Origin of the sequence: Luteimonas abyssi, assembly GCF_001482195.1 — a bacterium.
GTDB lineage: Bacteria > Pseudomonadota > Gammaproteobacteria > Xanthomonadales > Xanthomonadaceae > Luteimonas > Luteimonas abyssi.
This window is the reverse complement of the sequence record NZ_KQ759763.1, coordinates 802,226-820,459: the sequence shown is the minus strand read 5'-3', so window position 1 is coordinate 820,459 and position 18,234 is coordinate 802,226. Positions and strand designations below refer to the sequence as shown.

Here is an 18,234-nt window from a genome sequence, read left to right as displayed (position 1 = left end):
CATGCGCTTGCCGCGTGCGCAGGGGCGGGCGGCTGCCCGCCCCTGCCTGGCTGTCCGCTCAGTCGAAGCGGAAGGTCACGCCGAGGGTGATGAAGCGACCGATGGCGTCGTAGTACGTCGGGAAGGTGTTACCGCTGTTCTCCGCGGTGGCACCGATGGTGTTGCCCACGATCGGCGGACGCTTGTCGGTGAGGTTGTTCACCGACAGGTTGATCTGCGCGTTGAAGGGGGCGTCGTAGGCGAAGCTCAGGTCGAAGTAGCTGAAGGACGGGATGTTCCGATAGGCCTCGAACCAGGTCCCGGAGGCCGGCTCGACCTCCATCGAGCTGCTGTAGCGCCAGGCCAGCGAGGCAGTGAAGTCCTCGATGTTCCAGGTCGTGCGCAGCGCCGACCGCAGCTTGGAGTTGGGGCTGCACGACACGCTGTAGTAGCCGAGGCAGTCGCGGTCCACCGACACCGGCGTGGCCTGGAAGCGGTTGCGGGTGACGCGGGTGGCATCGAGCGAGAAGGTCAGCCGGCCCCAGTCTTCCAGACCCAGCGCATAACGCGCACCGAGATCCACGCCGGTGCGGGTCAGGCGGCCCTGGTTGGTGAGCGCCTGGAAGATACCGGGCGAGCTCGTACCGTTGAAGGTACCGGTGATCGGCGAGCGACCGACCAGCTCGCAGGTCTCGTTGAAGGTCAGGCCCGGATTGAGCTCGGTGCTGTAGCAGCCGGCGATGATGTCGTCGACGCTGGGCGACGAGATCACGTCCTCCATCTCGATCTTCCAGTAGTCCAGCGTCACTGCGAAGTCGTTGGTGGGGGTCCAGACCAGGCCCAGGGTCTGGGTATCGGCCAGTTCCGGACGCAACTGCGGATTGCCGCCGCCGAGCACGTTGACCTGACCGGCCGACGGCTGCTGCAGCGAACCGATCGAAGCGAGCGGCACGCCCGTTTCGCGGCACAGGTTGGCCAGCGTACCCGGAGTGTTCGCATCGGCCCGGTTGACCGCGCCGCCGCCGCAGGGGTCGACGCTGAGATTGTCCAGACCCGTGACAAGCGGTGCGAACAGCTCGTTGATGCCCGGTGCGCGGGTGGCGCGCTGGAACATGCCGCGGAAACGCAGCGATTCGATCGGGGCCCATTCCAGGCCGTACTTGTAGCTGCCGTAATCCTCGTCGGCACCACCGCTGGCGGAGAACTGGGTGTGGCGATAGCCGCCCTCCAGCGACAGCGAGTACACGCCCGGCACGTTGCTGATCAGCGGCACGATCACTTCCGCATAGGCTTCCTGGAGATCGAAGGAGCCGCTGCGGTCCGGGGTCGGCGCGCCGGTGCCCATCACCTCACCGGCGATCTGAGAGGCCGCGTCGGACCGGGTCGATGCTTCGGCCCGGCGGTACTCCAGGCCTGCCGCCACGCCGATCGGGAGATCGCTCCACGGCGAGGAGAAATCGCCGAGGTCGCCGGCGATGTTGAAGGCCGCATTCTGCTGCTCGACCTTCTGCAGCGACAGCGAGCTCAGGTTGATAAAGTCCAGCATCTCCTGGGTGATCGAGCCGTCCGGGCCCCAGACATTGAGCGGCACGCAGCCATTGGACGGATCCAGGCAAGCCGTCGGATCGACCGCGAGCAGCGCCTGGCGCACGCTCGACAGCGAGCCCCAGTTGATCAGTTCCTGGGTCTGCTCGGACTCGCCGTGCGACCAGAACATGTCGTAGTTCCAGCGATCGCCGAGGTCGCCGCGCAGGCCGACCGTGGCCTGGAAGGTCTTGGTGTCGTAATCGCTGCGTCGCGCACCGAGCTCGGTGAGGCGACGTGCGATGGTCAGGCCGCCACCGGTCCCCGGATCGGTCAGCAGGGTCGGATTGCCGGCGACGCACTCGGCCGCGGCGATGCCGTAGGCCAGACACAGCTGCTGGCGGGCCGGCTCCGGAATGAACGGATTGCCGACCGGCACCTGGAAGTCCTCGAAGAACAGACCACTGGGCGCCAGCGAGGAATCCACCCGCGAACGGGTGTAGTTCAACTGCGAATACACCTCGGCATTCGGCGTGATCTCGAAGCGGCCCAGCGCGGTGGCCTGGTAGCGGTCCAGACCGGTCTGGTAGTAATTGAGCGGGTTGAAGTTGTAGGTGTTCACGTCGGGCACGATCGCGCCGGTGACCGGATCGATCTGCCCGAAACCGTCGAGCACGCCGTCGTCGTCAGGCGCACCGAATCCGCCGGGCGGCCCCAGGATCACCGAGGGCACCGCGGTGGCCGAGCCCTCGGCATTGCCGCTGACCGACGAGCGCGAGACCTGCGACCATGGGCGATCGCCTTGGAACACCGGGTCCACCTTGGTGTACCCCATGCTCAGCACCACGTTGCCGCGGCCGTCGGCAAGATTGGAGCCCAGGGTCAACTCCGTGCGCTGACGGCCCCCATCGCCCCGGTTGGACTGGCCGTAGGAGGTGGTGAGTTCGGCGCCCTCGAAGTCGCGACGCAGGATGAAGTTGGCGACGCCGGAAATCGCATCGGCGCCATAGACGACCGACGCACCGCCGGTCAGCACGTCCACGCTCTGCAGCAGCGCCAGCGGGATGGTGTTGGAGTCGACCACGCCGGACAGGTTGTAGGGCACCGGCCGACGACCGTCGATCAGCACCAGGGTGCGGTTGGATCCGAGACCGCGCAGGTCGATCTCCGCCGCGCCGGTGGTGCCGTTGTTGGTGCCCGGGCCGATCGACGGCAGCACACTCGGCAACTGCTTGACGAACTCTTCCACTGCCGCGGGCTGGGTCCGCAGGAAGTCGTCGCGCTCGATGCTGGTCACCGGACTGTTGGTGGTCAGGCCAGGCGTGGCGATACGGCTACCGGTCACCGAGACACGGTCCAAGTCGGTTGCCGTAGCGGAAGACGCTGGAGCGTCCTGTGCGTGGGCAGGCAAGACAAGGCCGGCACTACCGGCCAGCAGGGCGCACACGATCGCGTCCCGCAGCAACGAGGTCTTCAACTCCATCTGCAGTTCTCCAAGAAAGGGGGTCGGGCCGAGCCCCCTGAACGGCCCTGATCGGAACTTAGCAGAACGTTTCGGATTTGTTAATTAAGCATAACCTCGAATGAATTCCAGGCAGCAGTCGAAGGGCACCATGACCTTCGCATAACTGAATCGTTCAGGCTCGACCGCAGAAGAATTTCCAGCCTCAGGTTTGGCTTCCCTTCGCGCAGACGCTATTGCGATTCGACACCCGGCATCGCGCCCAGATGGAGCAACAGGCTCCGCATCGCTGGCGACAATCGATGCCACTCGCGATAACACAGGGCCAACCGGCGCCGCGCCCAGGCGTCGGCCAGCGGCACCGTGCGCACATCACCTCGCCGCCGGTATCGGCGGGCAGCCTGCCGGGGCAGAACGGCGATGCCGATCCCATGGGCCACCATCTCGCACAGACCGTCGAAGCTTTTCATGCGGATCCGTGGCGACAGCGCGCGCCCGAGCGTACGCGCCTGTTCGTGCACGTGCGCCTGCAGCGCGCTGCCCGATTCGAGACCGACGAAGGATTCGTCGAGCACGTCTCCGAATCGCACGGGCGCAGACGCCGGAAGCCAGTGTCCGGACGCCACCAGCAAGACCAGATGGTCCTGCGCGACCGGCTGCAACTGCATGCCAGGCGCCGGCACCGCATCCGAGACGATGCCGGCTTCGGCCAGCCCCGCCGAGACCAGAGCGACGATCTCGGTGCTGGTGCGCTCTTTCAGTCCGACATCCAGTCGGGGGCGGTCCGCCAGCCAACGCGCGAGCCTGCGCGGCAGGTACCCGGCCAGCGCTGCCGTATTGGCATAGAGGTGCAAGGTGCCTCGTACGCCCTCGGCGAAACCGCGCAGCTCATCATCCAGCACGCCGTGCTGCTGCAGCAGCAAACGCGCGTGATGGGCGAATGCCGCCCCCGCTTCGGTGGGCGCGACACCACGCGCATGCCGCTCCAAAAGCGCGACGCCCGCATCGGTTTCGATCCGACGCAGGCGCTCACTGGCCGAAGCCAGTGCCAGATGCGACTGCGCAGCGCCGCCTGTGATGCTGCCGGCCTCCACGATGGCCAGGAACAGGCGCAGGTCGGCGAAGTCGATCCGCATGGGCAGCGCGACGGCGAGGCTTCGGCCCGGCCGAAGCCTCGGAGGAAGATTCCGCATTGTGGCAAAGGCCTGCCCGATCTCCAATCGTTGTAATGGACATCGCCACCGACGACATATCCCTGGCCCTGTTGTTCGGCACGTTCGTCTTGGCCGGACTGGTCAAGGGCGTGACCGGCATGGGCCTGCCGACCGTCGCCATGGGCGTGCTCGGCGCGAAGATGTCTCCACTCGCGGCGGCCGCACTGCTGGTCGTACCCTCGCTGGTCACGAACATCTGGCAGTGGCTGGACGGTCCCGCGCGCGGCCCGCTCACCCGGCGCCTGTGGCCGATGATGCTCGGCATCGTCGCGGGCACGCTCGCGGTTACCGTCGTCCTGGTGCGGGTCGATCCGCTGTGGTCGGGCAGCGTGCTCGGCGGTGTCTTGATCACCTACGCGCTGTACGCGCTGTGCGGGCCGGGATTCACCACCTCCGCGCACCGCGAACGCCGATGGTCGCCTGCGGTCGGTCTCGGCACCGGACTGGTCACCGGCGCCACCGGCGTATTCGTCGTTCCCGCAGAGCCCTACCTGCAGTCCCTCGCGCTGACACGCGACGAACTGGTGCAGGCCCTCGGCCTGTCGTTCACCGTGTCCACGATCGCGCTGGCGATCGGGCTGTCGCTGCATGGCGCCTTCCGGCTGGAGGCCGCAGGCCTGTCCGCGCTGGCGATCGTTCCGGCGCTTGTCGGCATGTGGGCGGGTCAGGCGATCAGGCAACGGATCAGCCCCGCGCTGTTCCGTCGTTGCTTCCTGGTGTTCCTGCTGTTGCTCGGTGCCGAATTGGCCCTGCGTCCCCTGCTGCGGTGAGCCCGCAACGGCGCGCCTGTTCGGCCTGTCGATGCGTCCGCCCCGCACATCCGATCCGCGCCCCCATCCCGTCCGACTTCGTCCGACCATGACCGATCACGACCTGCCCGTCCTGGAATTCCTGCGCGCCCATGTCCGCGGAACGCACCCGGATGCCGCAGGTCTGCGCATGCGCTACCCCACGGCGATCTCGCGACTGCTGGATTTCCGCATCGTGGCCGTCGACCGGGCGATGGCCGCGCTCGAACTCGATGCCGATGCACAGCGGCACGGCAACCAGCAAGGTACCGTCCATGGCGGCCTGCTGTGCGAACTGGCCGACGCCACCATCGGCACCGCGCACTCGACCCTGATGGTGGCGGGCGAAAGCTTCGCCAGCATCGATCTGAGAACAACCTTCCTTCGCCCGGTCTGGCGGTCCCGGTTACGTGCGCACGCCTGGGCCGAGCACCGCGGACGCACCATCAGCCACTACGCGTGCGAGATCCAGCGCGAGGATGGCGCCGTCGTCGCCCGCGCGGCGAGCGCGATCGTGACGCTCCGTGACGCCGCGGCTTCTGGGCGCTGATGCAACCGTGAATGCAAAAATGCACAGGCGGCTCGGCCTGGAACATGGACAGCGTGCTCCCTGATCGCCTCACCTGGACAACGCACCGCTTGCGCATGAGGCCTTTGCCCCCCTGTTCCGGGGAGCGTCCATGCAAATGCGCTTCGTTTTGCCGGCCATCGCGGTCGCCGGCGTTCCCGCCATGTCGTCCGCGGCTGCCCAGTCGCGCTCGGACGGGGGCCGTCTTCACCCCCGGCGAGTCGCCGCGCCCGGCATCACCGCGCCCCAGGACAGCAACGGCCGACGCAACGAGCACGACATCTTCGTGCGTGGCTTCGGACGTTGGCAGGATGCGCGCAACCGGCTACGACGGCGCGCCGCCGTCGTGCGACAGGCGATCGCGCAACCAGGCCAACTCGTCGGCGGCGACCTGCGCACTCTTGGCTTCGATACGGCGATAAGCCGCCAGGACCTGCTCGCCGAACGGCGTCAGGCTCGCGCCTCCACCGCCGCTGCCGCCCTTGCTGGTCTGCACCACCGGCGTATCGAAATAGCCGTTCAACGCCACCACGAGATCCCAGGCCCGCTTGTAGCTCATCCGCATCCTGCGGCCGGCCGCCGAGATCGACCCGGTGGCCCGGATCCCCTCCAGGAGGTCCGCCTTGCCGGGGCCGAGCACGATGCCGGGCTCGAAGAGCACACGCAGCCGCAGTCGGCCATCGCGTTCGCTGACCATCGTCGATGTTCTCCTGATACGTCCGGCGCTTCGGCCATTCTAGGACCGCGCGCGCATCGCGACATCGCGGCTCCGGCACGCCGCGTAGGAGCGCGTACCGCAACCTGTCCCGCCACAGCGCAACCTGCTGCAGTGAAGGGATCTGATCGATTTCGCGTCCTGGCAACACGGCGCGCGCGCCGGCATGGCCTGGCTCACGCCGGCCGGGGTTCGCTTGATGGCTCGGGTGCGCAACAGGCCCGCTGCGCGCAAGACGCACGCCGACGCGCCTCCGGCGACGGCGTGCATCGAAAGCGCGTGCGTATGCGGCCGGACGCCGATCGATTGCCTGGACGCCAAAACATAGCGCCCGCTATGAATAGGCAAATGCGAAAGTCCGCTGCTAGCATGCGCGTCCCCTTGGGGAGTAGCCGACTTTCGCGACGCGAAAGCGCCTGTATCAACACACTCGATCCAGTGCGATCGTGGTGCAGGCAGCCGGTCCAGGCAGGCGAGACCAACGGTTCCCGGGCGCAGAAGGGTTGGGCGCGTCCGGTGCCGTTCGTCGTTGCGCCCGGCCCGAGATCATCGCCATGTCACCCCTCGCCATCGCCCTGCTGGGCTTCGCCATGTCCACCGACGCCTTCGCCGCCGCCATCGGCAAGGGCGCGTCGATGCACAGGCCCCGATTCGTCGACGCGCTGCGCGCGGGCGCGATCTTCGGCACCATCGAGGGGCTCACGCCCGTCATCGGCTGGGCGCTCGGCATGGCCGCCGCGGCCTACATCACCCGTTGGGACCACTGGATCGCATTCGTCCTGCTCGGCCTGCTGGGCATCCGGATGGTGATCGCCGGCCTTCGCAAGGACGACACGTCGCAGGGCGAGGCGCGCACCGAGGGTCACGGATTCTGGAGCCTGGCCGCCACCGGGTTCGCGACGAGCATCGATGCGATGGCCGTCGGGGTCGGGCTGGCGCTGCTGGAGGTGAACATCGTCGCCGTCGCCATCGTGATCGGGCTATGCACCCTGGTCATGGTCACCCTCGGCGTCATGCTCGGTCGCGTGCTCGGCAACGTGGTGGGCAAGCGGGCGGAAGTGCTCGGCGGCGTGATCCTGATCGGTATCGGGTGCACGATCCTGTACGACCACCTCTCCGGCAACGGCGGTGTCCTCGGCCTGGCCTGATCGCTGCGACCGCAACGCCTGGAACCAGCTCCTCGGCACATCGCGACAGGACCGTGCCGACGCCGGTTACGCTGCCGCGTTGACATGTGCCCACACGTGCGACATCACCACCGAGCCTTCGCCGACAGACGACGCGACCCGCTTGACCGAGCCGCCGCGCACATCGCCCACGGCGAAGATGCCGGGGCACGACGTCGCATACGGCGACGCCGCATCGACGCTGCTGCCGGTCAACACGAAGCCCTTGTCGTCCAGCCGCACCAGCCCCTCCAACCAGCCGGTATTGGGCACCGCGCCCACCATGACGAACAGGGCGCAGGTGTCGACGGTCTCTTCCGCGCCGGCCCTGTCGCGGATCGTCACCGTCTCCAGCTGATCGTCACCGGCCACCCTCACCACCTGGGCGCCGTACTGCACCGTGATCGCGGGATCTGCCTCCAACCGGTCGGACAGATAGCTCGACATCGAGCTGGCCAGCGAATCGCCGCGCACCAGCAGCCGCACGCGCTGCGCCACCCGGCACAGGAACATGGCGGCTTGCCCGGCGGAATTGCCGCCGCCGACGACCACCACCTCGGCATCGCGGCAGTAGCGGGCCTCGTTCTCGGTCGCCGCGTAGTACACGCCCGCGCCGTCGAACTCGGCGAGCCGGTCGATCGGCAGGCGCCGGTACTACACCCCGGTCGCCACCACCACGGCGCGCGAGCGGACGCGCTGGCCGTTGTCGAACGTCGCGCAGAAGGTGGCGTCGTCCAACTGCTCCAGTCGCTCGACCCGCAGCGGCATGGCGAAACGGGTCCCGAACTTCATCGCCTGGACCTCGCCGCGCCACACCAGGTCGGCACCGGAAATACCGGTCGGGAAGCCCATGTAATTCTCGATCCGGCTCGACGTGCCCGCCTGCCCGCCGATGGCGGTGTCCTCCACCACCAGGGCGTTCAACCCTTCCGCTCCCGCATAGACGCCTGCCGCGACGCCCGCGGGACCGGCACCCACGATCAGCACGTCGACCGCCTCGTTGTCGACGAATTCGCGGTTGAGGCCCAGCAGCTTGGCGACCTTGTCCGGCGTCGGATCCTCGACGACGATGTTCCGGCCGAAGATGACCGCAGGCCGATCGGAAACGATCTCGCAACTCGTCGCCACCGCCTGCGCCTCCGCGCTGCCCAGAGGGTACGAGGCATAGGGAAGCCGGTTGCGGCACGCGAAGTCGCCGACGCGGCGAACATCGCGATCGGCCTCCTCACCCACCAGCACGAGCGAACTGTTCCCCGATTCCAACTGGCGCCGGCGCCGGGCGGCGAGCACGGTGATGATGACGTCCGACATCTCCGGCGTGCGCGCCATCAGCGCGAGCATGCGCTCGCGCGGCACCTCGATCACGCGGGTGTCCCGAGCCGCGCGCATGGCCATCGACCAGGTCCCGCCGCTGAGAAACGAGATGTCCGCCATGAACTGGGTCGGGCCCATCGTGGCATTGGTCAGACGGTCTCCGGTGAACACGTCCACCGCCTCGATCTCGCCATCCTCGACATAGACGAACCGGTCGGCTGGATCGCCCGGCTGGACCAGGGCCTCGCCGGCCGCATAGCGCACCTCCCGGCCGGCCTCACGGAGGGCGGCGACATGCGCCTCGGTCAGCGGCACCCGCTGCATTTCGCGCAAATCGCGACCAATCGTTTCCACTCTGATCTCCTGGATCGCCCGACCTGATCGGTGACACCCGCTCCCGACCGCTCCGGCCCCAGCTGCGCGACGCCGCTGCCGGGCATCGCCGCGATCCGGTGAGCTCGCTCCGCAGGCTCAGGAACACCACGATGGCGCCGCGAACGGCTCGGTCTGTGCGCGCACCGACATCACCCGGTCGTACACGGCAGCGGCCACAGCGCGGAACGCCCGCCCGGCCTCCCGAGCGACTCCAGACAGTGCCATGTCAATCCCGGCGGTGATAGCGCGCTTCGCCGGAACGCGGTGTCGCTGATCCAGGAACGCGGCATGGGAGCGCCTAGCCGGCGCCCCCACGATCGACCCGATCAGCCCGGAAACTTGGGAAACTTCTCGTCCGGGTGACGCGCCTTCCATTCCTTGTAGGCCGACGTCTCCTGCCAGGCCGCGAACGACCTCGGCGTGCGGCCGCGGCCGGTCCAGGTGTCGCCGGAATGCGGCAGCCAGTACTTCGGCGGCACTTCCCGCTTGACCCCATTGCCGGCCGGCTTGCGGGATGGCGTCGTACCGCCCACGGCGGCGACGATGTCCGAACGCTGGCGGCCGTTGAAATGTTCGGCGTACTGCTCCAGCAGCGTCATCACCTGCGAGAACGCGCCTTCGGCCTGCTGCTGCCGAAGCTCGGACTCCTGCGTCTCGAGCTTGCGCAGCTCGTCTTCCAGTTTGGCGCGGGCCGAAGCGATGGAGTCCAGGGTCGGTGAGTTGCTCATGCGGGGTAACGCCTCGGAGAGGGGAAAAATCGGAGCGCGGAGCTTAGCACCGCGGCCCTTGTCGCCTTGTGGCGGTTCGGCGGATGCATGCCGCACCGTATCCGAGGGCACCCTGAGACCCCTGATAACCAGCGCTCACTGGTGCCCTGGCCCGGATCGCGGGCACCCGTCGTCCCTGCGGATCGACAGCCGTCTGGCGTGTGCGAACGCCCCGACCTCAGATCACAGGGCTGGCAGAGCGGCAAGGAGAACTCGCGGCCGGAACCTCGCGAGGATCACGCGAGACCTATGCTTCAGCCAAGCCCGGGACACCGGCTACTTCAGGACTCGACCGTTCGAGGGCATGCCACTCGAGACCATGGCCGAAGGGAAATGGAGCGGGTGATGGGAATCGAACCCACGCTATCAGCTTGGGAAGCTGAAGTTCTACCATTGAACTACACCCGCGTCGGGGCAAGTCTAGGTCGGCGGCGCGCTGCTGGCAACGTGCCGCCGCTTCTCCGGCCGGAGCCGCCGCCGGACGGCGGCGGCTCCGGCTGATCCGGCTCAGAACGCCCGATTGAGGCTCACGAAGACGGTCGAATTACCGCCGTCGCGATGCGACAGCGTGCCACTGACGCCGAAGTTGGCCTGCATGCCGTACAGGCCGGTGCGGGCACCCAGGGTCACCGTGGCGTAGCGGTCGTCGTAGGCCAGTGCCGGCACCGCGAACTCGCCGGTCGACGGCAGCGACAGCACACGCGCGAACGCTTCCTCGGGCGCATCCTCGAACTCCCGGTCCCAGGTGGCGCGCAGATAGGGGCGGATGGCGCCGTCGCGCAATGCGACCTGCCAGCCCACGCTGCCGACCAGGGAGTCGTAGCTCTGGTCCGGATAGCCCAGCGCGGTGGACAGCTCGCTGTCGCTTTCCTCGAAGCCGTCGACATCGATGCGCTGCGAGATCACCGCCAGCACCGGCCCGTGGGTGAGCGCGCCGGACTCGAAGTTCCAGCCGGCATGCACCGCCGCGGTGAGGTTCTCGCCGTCCGCCGAGCCGCGGTGCTGACGCAACGCCGGACCGAGACGGACATGGCGGTTGGTGTCGATGTCGATACTCGACCAGCTGACCTGGCCATTGACCCAAGCGCCGTTCTCGCCGTACCAGCCGACGAAGCCGCCGATGGTGGCGTCCTTGTGACGGAAATCGCCCCGGCTCAGGCCCCAGTCCTGCCGGGTGACGCCGTAGCCGCCGAACACCCCGAACACGGTATTGCCGCGGGTCCAGTCGAAACCGACCGTCAGGGCCGGCGCCAGGCCGTCGTAGGCATCGCCGTCGTCGTAGCGCTGGTAATCGCCGCGCAGGTCGAACCACATGCCCTGCCCGTCAGCCTGCGGGCGACCATCGACATGCCAGGCCACGCGTTCGGCGCGCGAACGCCCCACCACGGCGACCGACTGCGGCAACACCGCGATCTGCGCCGGCGCCTCGAGCACCGAGATGGCGAAATCGCCCAATGCGGCATGGCCGCCGGTCGTCGGATGCACGCCGTCGGCGAACAGATAGGTGTTCGCCGCGTCCGGCGAGACCAGCGAATTGGGATTGCAGGTGATCGACTGTTCGACGGTGCACGCCACGCCGGTCACGTTGCCGAATCCGTAGGTGCCCGGGTCGGCGATGACCTCCTGCAGGAACGAGAACGTATTGAGCGGAATCACCCGCAGCCCTGCCGTATCGAGCCCGGAGAACAGCGCGTCGTTGTAGGCGCTCGCCAGCGCAGTCAGTTGCGCCTGAGCGGCCGGTCCCTGCGCGCGCGCGGCCGGTGTCTGGCCCATGTCGGGCAGGGTCGGCACCAGCACGTAACGCGCACCGGCCGCCTGCAGGCCACCGATCACCTGGACCTGGCCGCCCACCGCCGTGGCGAGCGTGCTTTCCACCGGCGCGCCGGCAGCGATGGCGAAGAGGTCGTTGGCGCCCGCCCACACCGTGTAGAGCGCATCCGGATCCGCCGCACCACCGGCAAGATACGTCCGCACCTGGGTCGTCACCGAGGGCGTGGGGCCCAGCGAACCGACCGTGTCCTCGGTCACCCGCGCACCGCTGACCGCATAGTTGTCGCCGCCCTGGCCGTTGCCGTTGGCGAACCGGTCGGTGCCGTAATGGCTGGCCACGTGCTGCGCCCAGACGAAGCCCGGATTGGTGGTGGACTGGCCGATCAGCGCGCCCGACGGCCCGATCGCGTCGATCAGCACCGGCCGGTAGTGACCGGCGTCGGTCAGGCTGTCACCGAAGAAGAGGGTGCGCGAGAACTGACCCTGCTGGGCCAGGACGGGGGCGGCGGCCAACGCGAGCGCAGCGGCCAGGGTGGAGCGGGCGAGCAGACGCATGCGTCCTCCGGAGTCACGTGAAACGCCAGCCATGCGCCGGCGAATGGGGCCGTCATGTTCCACGTCCCCCCGACACGACTCACGCCGCACTGCGTCATCGACCGCACCCGCGTGCATGCGTCCCGAGAAGCGGCGACAATGCGGCCATGCAGATTCTCATCAACGGCGACACCCTGGAGCTGGATGCCGCCCGCACCATCGCCGAACTCCTGGTCGCCCGTGGGCTGGCCGGCCGCCGGGTGGCGGTGGAGGTGAACGGCGAGATCGTCCCCCGCAGCCGTCACGAGGCGCACCGGCTCGCCGAAGGCGATCGCGTGGAGATCGTGCACGCGCTCGGCGGCGGCTGAGGCATCGCCGGCACGCGAACGCGCGACCGAACCACACGCGGCCGAACGCGGCACAGGTTCGCGCCCGGAAGGGCGACGACGGCCGGGCCGGTGCGAGCGGCCCGCCCGTGGAGGCGGACCGACATTCACGCCACGATGCGCAGATCACCGCCAAGCACGGGGCGCGATGGGCGATAATGCGCGGATGCAATCGACCGATACCCTCAGCATCGCCGGCAAGACCTATGCGTCGCGCCTGCTCACCGGCACCGGCAAGTTCAAGGACCTCGACGAGACCCGCCTGGCCACCGAGGCCGCGGGCGCCGAGATCGTGACCGTGGCCATCCGCCGCACGAACATCGGGCAGAACCCGGACGAGCCCAACCTGCTCGATGTCCTGCCCCCCGACCGCTATACCCTGCTGCCCAACACCGCCGGCTGCTACACCGCCGACGATGCGGTGCGCACCTGCCGCCTGGCGCGCGAGCTGCTCGACGGCCATGCGCTGGTGAAGCTCGAGGTGCTGGGCGACCAGAAAACGCTGTTCCCCGACGTGGTGCAGACTCTCACCGCCGCCGAGCAGCTCGTCGCCGACGGCTTTCAGGTGATGGTCTACACCAGCGACGACCCGATCCTCGCGCGCCGCCTGGAAGAGATCGGCTGCGTGGCGGTGATGCCGCTGGCGGCGCCGATCGGCTCCGGCCTGGGCATCCAGAACCGCTACAACCTGCTCGAGATCATCGAGAACGCCAAGGTGCCGATCATCGTCGACGCCGGTGTGGGCACGGCCTCCGATGCCGCCATCGCGATGGAGCTCGGCTGCGACGGCGTGCTGATGAACACCGCCATCGCCGGCGCGCGCGAACCGGTCCGCATGGCGCGGGCGATGAAGCTGGCAGTGAAGGCCGGACGCGAGGCGTTCCTGGCCGGGCGCATTCCGCGCAAGCGCTACGCGAGCGCATCCTCGCCGGTGGACGGGCTGATCGGCTGATGACCCGCCCCCCCGAGGACGAGGACCCCGCACCGCTGCCACCGGCCGCCTCGGCCGAGACCACCGGCGCCGCGGACCTGCTGGCGAAGAAGCCGTTCACGGTCACGCCCGGGCATCGGGCGGTGCGCAGCTTCGTCCTGCGCCAGGGCCGGTTCACCGAGGCGCAGCAGCGGGCGTTCGACGCCCTCTGGCCGCGCTTCGGCCTCGACTACGCCGGGACGCCCCGCGATTTCGACACCGAGTTTGGTCGTCGCGCGCGTCGCGTGCTGGAAATCGGTTTCGGCAACGGCGAAGCGCTGCGCTTCGCCGCGCGTCAGGATCCGGATCGCGACCACATCGGCATCGAGGTCCATGCGCCCGGCGTCGGCCGCCTGCTCAATGCGCTGGCCGAGGACGGCAGCGACCACGTCCGGCTCTACCACCACGATGCGGTGGAAGTGATCGAGCGCGAGATCGCCGACGGCGCGCTCGACGAAGTCCGCATCTACTTCCCCGATCCCTGGCACAAGAAGCGCCACAACAAGCGGCGTCTGGTGCAGCCGGCCTTCGCCGCGCTGCTCGTGCGCAAGCTCGCCGCGGACGGGCGCTTGCACCTGGCGACCGATTGGCACGACTATGCCGAGCACATGTGGGACGTGCTCGACGCCACCGAAGGACTCCGCAACCGTGCAGGACCGCGCGGCCAGGTGCCGCGCCCCGCATGGCGCCCGCAGACCCACTTCGAGACCCGGGGCCAACGCCTGGGCCACGATGTGTGGGATCTCCTGTACGACCGGTGTTGAGGCGCTGACGCCACACGACAGGCATGGACACCACGCTCGCGCTCACCAACGACATGGCGATCGTTCTGGGACTGGTGGTCCTGACGATGCTCCTGTTCGTCTTCCAGCGCGTGCGCGCCGACCTGGTCGCGCTGGTGGTGCTGGTGTTGCTGGGCCTGACCGGCCAGGTCGCGCCCGAGGACCTGTTCAACGGGTTTTCCTCCAATGCCGTGATCAGCGTGATCGCCACGATGATTCTGGGCATGGGCCTGGACCGCACCGGCGCACTGAACCGGCTCGCCGGCTGGCTGCTGCGCCGCGCGCACGGCATGGAGCGTCGGCTGCTGTTGCTGACCTCGGCGGTGGCCGGGCTCAACTCGTCGTTCATGCAGAATCCGTCGGTGATGGCGCTGTACCTGCCGGTCGCCTCGCGGCTGTCGTCGCGCACCGGCGTGCCGCTGTCGCGGATGCTGATCCCGATCGCGGCGGCCATCGTGATGGGCGGCTCGCTGACGATGGTCGGCAACTCGCCGCTGATCCTGCTCAACGATCTGCTGGTGGCCGCCAACAGCAACCTGCCGTCGGGCGTGGCCACGCTGGTCCCGCTGAACATGTTCGCCCCGATGCCGATCGGTATCGCGCTGCTGGTGCTGGGCCTGGCCTACTTCCACTTCTTCGGCGGCAAACTGCTGGCCGACAAGGAAGACGGCAGCGTCGCACCCGGCCGCACGCAGAGCTACTTCGCGCGTACCTACGGCATCGAGGGCGATGTCTTCGAGCTCACCGTGACCGCGGAGAGCCCGCTGGTCGGCATGACCTTCGGCGAAGCCGAGGCGCTGCACGACGCCCCGGTGATGCTGGCGCTGAAGTCCGAGGACGATGCCAAGCTCGCGCCGGCCGCCGACGTCCGCATCTGGGTCGGCAGCGTGATCGGCGCCATGGGGCCGCGCCAGCAGGTGGCGGATTTCGCCCAGAACCAGTTCCTGCGCATGACCACACGCCTGCGCAACTTCGGCGACCACTTCAATCCCAGCCGCGCCGGCATCTCCGAGGCGGTGGTGCCGCCGACCTCGACCTACATCGGCAAGACCGCCAACGAACTGCAGCTGCGGCGCCGCCTCGGCCTGCGCTTGCTGGCGATCAACCGTGACAAGGACGTCATCACCGAGGACGTGCGCGACGTCACCCTGCGCGCCGGGGACATGCTCGTGCTGCACAGTTTCTGGCATGCGCTGGCGGAGAACGCCAAGGGCCGCGACTTCGTGGTGGTCACCGACTACCCCAAGGGCGAGCAGCGCCCGCACAAGTTCAAGATCGCGATGGCGATCTTCGCGGTGACGGTACTGATCGCCCTGTCCTCGCGCATTCCCACCTCGATCGCGTTGATGACCGGCGTGGCCGGCATGCTCGTGTGCGGCGTGCTGAAGATGGACGAGGCCTACAGCGCGATCAACTGGAAGACGGTGTTCCTGATGGCCTGCCTGATCCCGCTCGGCTGGGCGATGGATTCCAGCGGTGCGGCCGCCTGGGTGGCCGGCCACAGCGTGGAGCGCTTGCCGGACTGGATGCCGATCTGGTCGCTGGAGATCGCCGTGGCCCTGCTGACCATGGCGTTCTCGCTGGTGATCAGCCATGTCGGCGCCACCATCGTCATGGTGCCGATGGCGATCAACTTGGCCCTGGCCGCAGGCGCCGACCCGACCGCGTTCGCCCTTGTCGTGGCGCTGTCGGCGTCGAACAACTTCATGACCCAGTCGAACCCGGTGATGTCGATGGTGGTCGGCCCGGCCGGCTACAGCGCGGCCGATCTATGGCGGACCGGCTTGCCGCTGTCGCTGGCCTACACCGCCGTGGTCGTGGCGATGGTCAACCTGGTGTTCTGACCTGGCGTGCAGGAACCGCCCGGCGACGCGGGCGTCCGCGCGTGCGCGTCGGCTTCATCGCGCAATGCCCCCGCGGCACGCGCACGGGATCGCCGATCAGGCCTCCCCGAGCAGGACCGCATCACCGCGGACCGTCACCGCCACCGCACGCAGCCGCTCACCTCGACACGGGCCGGCGATGCAGACGCCATCGCCGGTCTCGAAGCTCGCACCGTGCGCCGCGCAGACCAGCGCACCGTCGCGCGACTTGAGAAACTGACCCGGGGCCCAGTCCAGACGCCGTCCCGCATGGGGGCAGACATTGAGCCAGGCACGCACCTGCGCGCCCTCGCGATAGAGCACGATCGATTCCGCCACGCCGTCGACTTCCGCTTCGATCTCGGCGAACCCGCCCTCCGGAATACCGTCGATCGCGATCAAAGAGACCGCATGGGCCGGGGCGCGATCGTCGTTACCGTCACTCGAACTTAACGAACTCATTACTTCTTTGAACCTTCGTGGCCCGATACTGTCGAACACAACGCCTTCACATTGTCACACGGTCCTGATGATCTCCAGCGCACTTCACACCCTCCGCCTGCGTCTTCGGTCGTCCATGTTCGATGCCGTCTTCGCGCCCCGCAAGCCGCGTCACCCGCTGCTTCGTGTGGGCCTGGGCCTGGTGGGGCTCGCGCTTCTGGCGGTGTTGCTGGTGTTCGGGGTGATCATTGGTGTCGGCATGCTCGCCGTCGGCATGGTGACCCGCGTGTTGGGCCAGCGCGGCCGTCCGGCGCGCGCGCGTGCCGATGCCACTCTGGACGGCGAGTTCCGCGTCGTCGACAAGCCTCTGCTCCGCTGAGGATTCTTTCATGCGCGATGTGATCCCGGCGCCGGACGTGCCGCGTGTCCCCGTGCGCGGCGGCGGGACGTTCCCCGTGCGTCGGATCTACTGCGTGGGTCGCAACTTCGCCGATCATGCGCGCGAGATGGGCGCTGCGGCGCCGGTCTCGCCTGAAACGCGCGGCACGCCGGTGTTCTTCATGAAACCGGCCGATGCCATCGTGACCGGGCCGGACGTCCCATATGCATCGGCCACCCACGACCTTCACCATGAGGTCGAACTGGTCGTCGCCATCGGACACGATGCGCCTGCAGGCGTGTTGTCGACCGCGAACGCGACCGACCTGATCTTCGGCTACGGCATCGGCCTCGACCTGACCCGCCGCGACCTGCAGGCGGCCGCCAAGGCCAAGGGCCTGCCCTGGGACATCGCCAAGGGCTTCGATGCCTCCGCACCGATCGGCGAGCTCGTCCCGGCCGGCCAGGTCGACGCGGCCTCGCTGCCGACCCGGCTGCTGTCGCTCGCCGTCAACGGCACGGTGCGACAACAGGCCCCGCTCGGCGACATGATCTGGAACGTGGCCGACATCCTGCACGAACTCTCGCGCCTGTACCGGCTGCGCGCCGGGGATCTGGTGTTCATGGGCACGCCGGCCGGCGTCGCGGCGCTCGTGCCCGGCGACGTCTGCCGCGCCGAACTCGAAGGTGTGGCGCTGTTGAACTGTCGGATCACATCTGCCGTCGTATAGTCCCGCCGTCTTCCCCTTTGGAACGAGGTGTGTGCGATGGGTGTCCTGTCTGAGTTCAAGGAGTTCGCGGTCCGCGGCAACGTCATCGACCTCGCGGTCGGTGTGATCATCGGTGCATCGTTTGGCAAGATCGTCACCGCATTGGTCGACCAGATCATCATGCCGCCGATCGGGCTGTTGATCGGCGGCGTGGATTTCTCCGAATGGGCGATCACCTTGCGAGGCGAAACCGTGGACGCGGCCGGCGAGGTCGTGCCCGCGGTGACCGTCGGCATCGGCCTGTTCCTCAACACGCTCATCCAGTTCGTCATCGTCGCGTTCGCGATCTTCCTGGTGGTGAAGTTCATCAACCGCCTCAAGCGCAAGCAGGAAGAGAAGCCGGCCGAAGCCCCCAAGCCGGCCGAGGACATCGTGCTGCTCCGCGAGATCCGCGACAGCCTGAAGGTGCGTTCCCCCGACGGCCCCACGGTCTGATCAAGACCGCAGGAGCGCTCCTGCGAATGCGAAC

The 18,234-nt window shown here is 68.3% G+C and carries 16 protein-coding genes, 1 tRNA gene, 1 pseudogene and 1 riboswitch; of the genes and pseudogenes, 10 read left to right on the top strand and 8 right to left on the bottom strand.

The window, feature by feature from the left end; translation table 11 throughout:
• Nucleotides 1-58 precede the first annotated feature (58 nt).
• Together RG19_RS03340 and RG19_RS03335 are read right to left on the bottom strand one after the other, a co-directional pair.
• On the bottom strand, nt 59-2,848 hold the full coding sequence (locus RG19_RS03340; RefSeq protein WP_238376579.1) for a TonB-dependent receptor domain-containing protein: 2,790 nt from the start codon (nt 2,846-2,848) through the stop codon (nt 59-61).
• A 350-nt stretch (nt 2,849-3,198) separates the two neighbouring features.
• A complete protein-coding gene (locus RG19_RS03335; RefSeq protein ID WP_058834028.1) occupies nt 3,199-4,101 on the bottom strand; it encodes a LysR family transcriptional regulator in 903 nt (300 codons plus the stop codon).
• A gap of 92 nt (nt 4,102-4,193) precedes the next feature.
• On the opposite strand from RG19_RS03335, the gene RG19_RS03330 reads away from it, so the two are divergent.
• Nucleotides 4,194-4,949 carry a sulfite exporter TauE/SafE family protein gene (locus RG19_RS03330; RefSeq protein WP_058834027.1) on the top strand — a complete coding sequence of 252 codons (756 nt, stop codon included), beginning with the start codon at nt 4,194-4,196 and terminating at the stop codon, nt 4,947-4,949.
• Nucleotides 4,950-5,037: 88 nt separating this feature from the next.
• Nucleotides 5,038-5,517, top strand: coding sequence for a PaaI family thioesterase (locus RG19_RS03325; protein WP_058834026.1), 480 nt, complete (start codon nt 5,038-5,040; stop codon nt 5,515-5,517).
• Between the two features lie 343 nt (nt 5,518-5,860).
• Here the strand turns inward: RG19_RS03325 and RG19_RS03320 are convergent, their stop codons facing one another.
• A complete protein-coding gene (locus RG19_RS03320; protein WP_058834025.1) occupies nt 5,861-6,232 on the bottom strand; it encodes a winged helix-turn-helix domain-containing protein in 372 nt (123 codons plus the stop codon).
• Nucleotides 6,233-6,627: 395 nt separating this feature from the next.
• Nucleotides 6,628-6,796, top strand: a riboswitch (yybP-ykoY riboswitch).
• A gap of 8 nt (nt 6,797-6,804) precedes the next feature.
• Between RG19_RS03320 and mntP the strand changes: the two genes are divergently transcribed.
• Entirely contained in the window at nt 6,805-7,398 is a 594-nt protein-coding gene (mntP, locus tag RG19_RS03315) for a manganese efflux pump MntP (RefSeq protein ID WP_058834024.1), read from the top strand.
• A 66-nt stretch (nt 7,399-7,464) separates the two neighbouring features.
• On the opposite strand, the pseudogene RG19_RS03310 reads toward mntP, so the two are convergent.
• The 4 genes and pseudogenes from RG19_RS03310 to RG19_RS03295 all read right to left on the bottom strand — a co-directional run bounded on the left by RG19_RS03310 (nt 7,465) and on the right by RG19_RS03295 (nt 12,173).
• Nucleotides 7,465-9,054 (bottom strand): annotated as a pseudogene (locus tag RG19_RS03310) (FAD-dependent oxidoreductase).
• A 377-nt stretch (nt 9,055-9,431) separates the two neighbouring features.
• A complete protein-coding gene (locus RG19_RS03305; RefSeq protein ID WP_058834023.1) occupies nt 9,432-9,833 on the bottom strand; it encodes an H-NS histone family protein in 402 nt (133 codons plus the stop codon).
• A 373-nt stretch (nt 9,834-10,206) separates the two neighbouring features.
• Nucleotides 10,207-10,280 (bottom strand) — tRNA-Gly (locus RG19_RS03300).
• Nucleotides 10,281-10,379: 99 nt separating this feature from the next.
• Complete coding sequence (locus RG19_RS03295; protein ID WP_202905368.1) at nt 10,380-12,173, bottom strand: autotransporter domain-containing protein; 1,794 nt, start codon at nt 12,171-12,173, stop codon at nt 10,380-10,382.
• A 170-nt stretch (nt 12,174-12,343) separates the two neighbouring features.
• Here RG19_RS03295 and thiS point away from each other — a divergent pair, with 170 nt between their 5' ends.
• The 4 genes from thiS to RG19_RS03275 all read left to right on the top strand — a co-directional run bounded on the left by thiS (nt 12,344) and on the right by RG19_RS03275 (nt 16,158).
• Nucleotides 12,344-12,544: a sulfur carrier protein ThiS gene (gene thiS / locus RG19_RS03290; protein ID WP_058834021.1), complete on the top strand. Its 201-nt coding sequence runs from the start codon at nt 12,344-12,346 to the stop codon at nt 12,542-12,544.
• Between the two features lie 184 nt (nt 12,545-12,728).
• Complete coding sequence (locus RG19_RS03285; RefSeq protein ID WP_202905313.1) at nt 12,729-13,514, top strand: thiazole synthase; 786 nt, start codon at nt 12,729-12,731, stop codon at nt 13,512-13,514.
• Complete coding sequence (trmB, locus tag RG19_RS03280; RefSeq protein WP_082672441.1) at nt 13,514-14,296, top strand: tRNA (guanosine(46)-N7)-methyltransferase TrmB; 783 nt, start codon at nt 13,514-13,516, stop codon at nt 14,294-14,296. Before RG19_RS03285 ends, trmB begins: the two co-directional genes overlap by 1 nt.
• A gap of 23 nt (nt 14,297-14,319) precedes the next feature.
• Complete coding sequence (locus RG19_RS03275) at nt 14,320-16,158, top strand: SLC13 family permease (protein ID WP_058834019.1); 1,839 nt, start codon at nt 14,320-14,322, stop codon at nt 16,156-16,158.
• A 96-nt stretch (nt 16,159-16,254) separates the two neighbouring features.
• Here the strand turns inward: RG19_RS03275 and RG19_RS03270 are convergent, their stop codons facing one another.
• The gene (locus tag RG19_RS03270; protein ID WP_058834018.1) at nt 16,255-16,638 is read right to left on the bottom strand and encodes a Rieske (2Fe-2S) protein; all 384 of its coding nucleotides are present in this window, start codon (nt 16,636-16,638) and stop codon (nt 16,255-16,257) included.
• A gap of 115 nt (nt 16,639-16,753) precedes the next feature.
• Between RG19_RS03270 and RG19_RS03265 the strand changes: the two genes are divergently transcribed.
• Genes RG19_RS03265 through mscL form a run of 3 tightly spaced genes read left to right on the top strand, consistent with a single transcriptional unit; the run spans nt 16,754 to nt 18,200 of the window.
• Complete coding sequence (locus RG19_RS03265; RefSeq protein ID WP_058834017.1) at nt 16,754-16,996, top strand: hypothetical protein; 243 nt, start codon at nt 16,754-16,756, stop codon at nt 16,994-16,996.
• 10 nt (nt 16,997-17,006) lie between these two features.
• Nucleotides 17,007-17,726 (top strand): fumarylacetoacetate hydrolase family protein, encoded by a 720-nt coding sequence (locus RG19_RS03260; RefSeq protein ID WP_058834016.1) that lies wholly within the window; start codon nt 17,007-17,009, stop codon nt 17,724-17,726.
• A gap of 36 nt (nt 17,727-17,762) precedes the next feature.
• Complete coding sequence (mscL, locus tag RG19_RS03255; protein ID WP_058834015.1) at nt 17,763-18,200, top strand: large-conductance mechanosensitive channel protein MscL; 438 nt, start codon at nt 17,763-17,765, stop codon at nt 18,198-18,200.
• Nucleotides 18,201-18,234 lie beyond the last annotated feature (34 nt).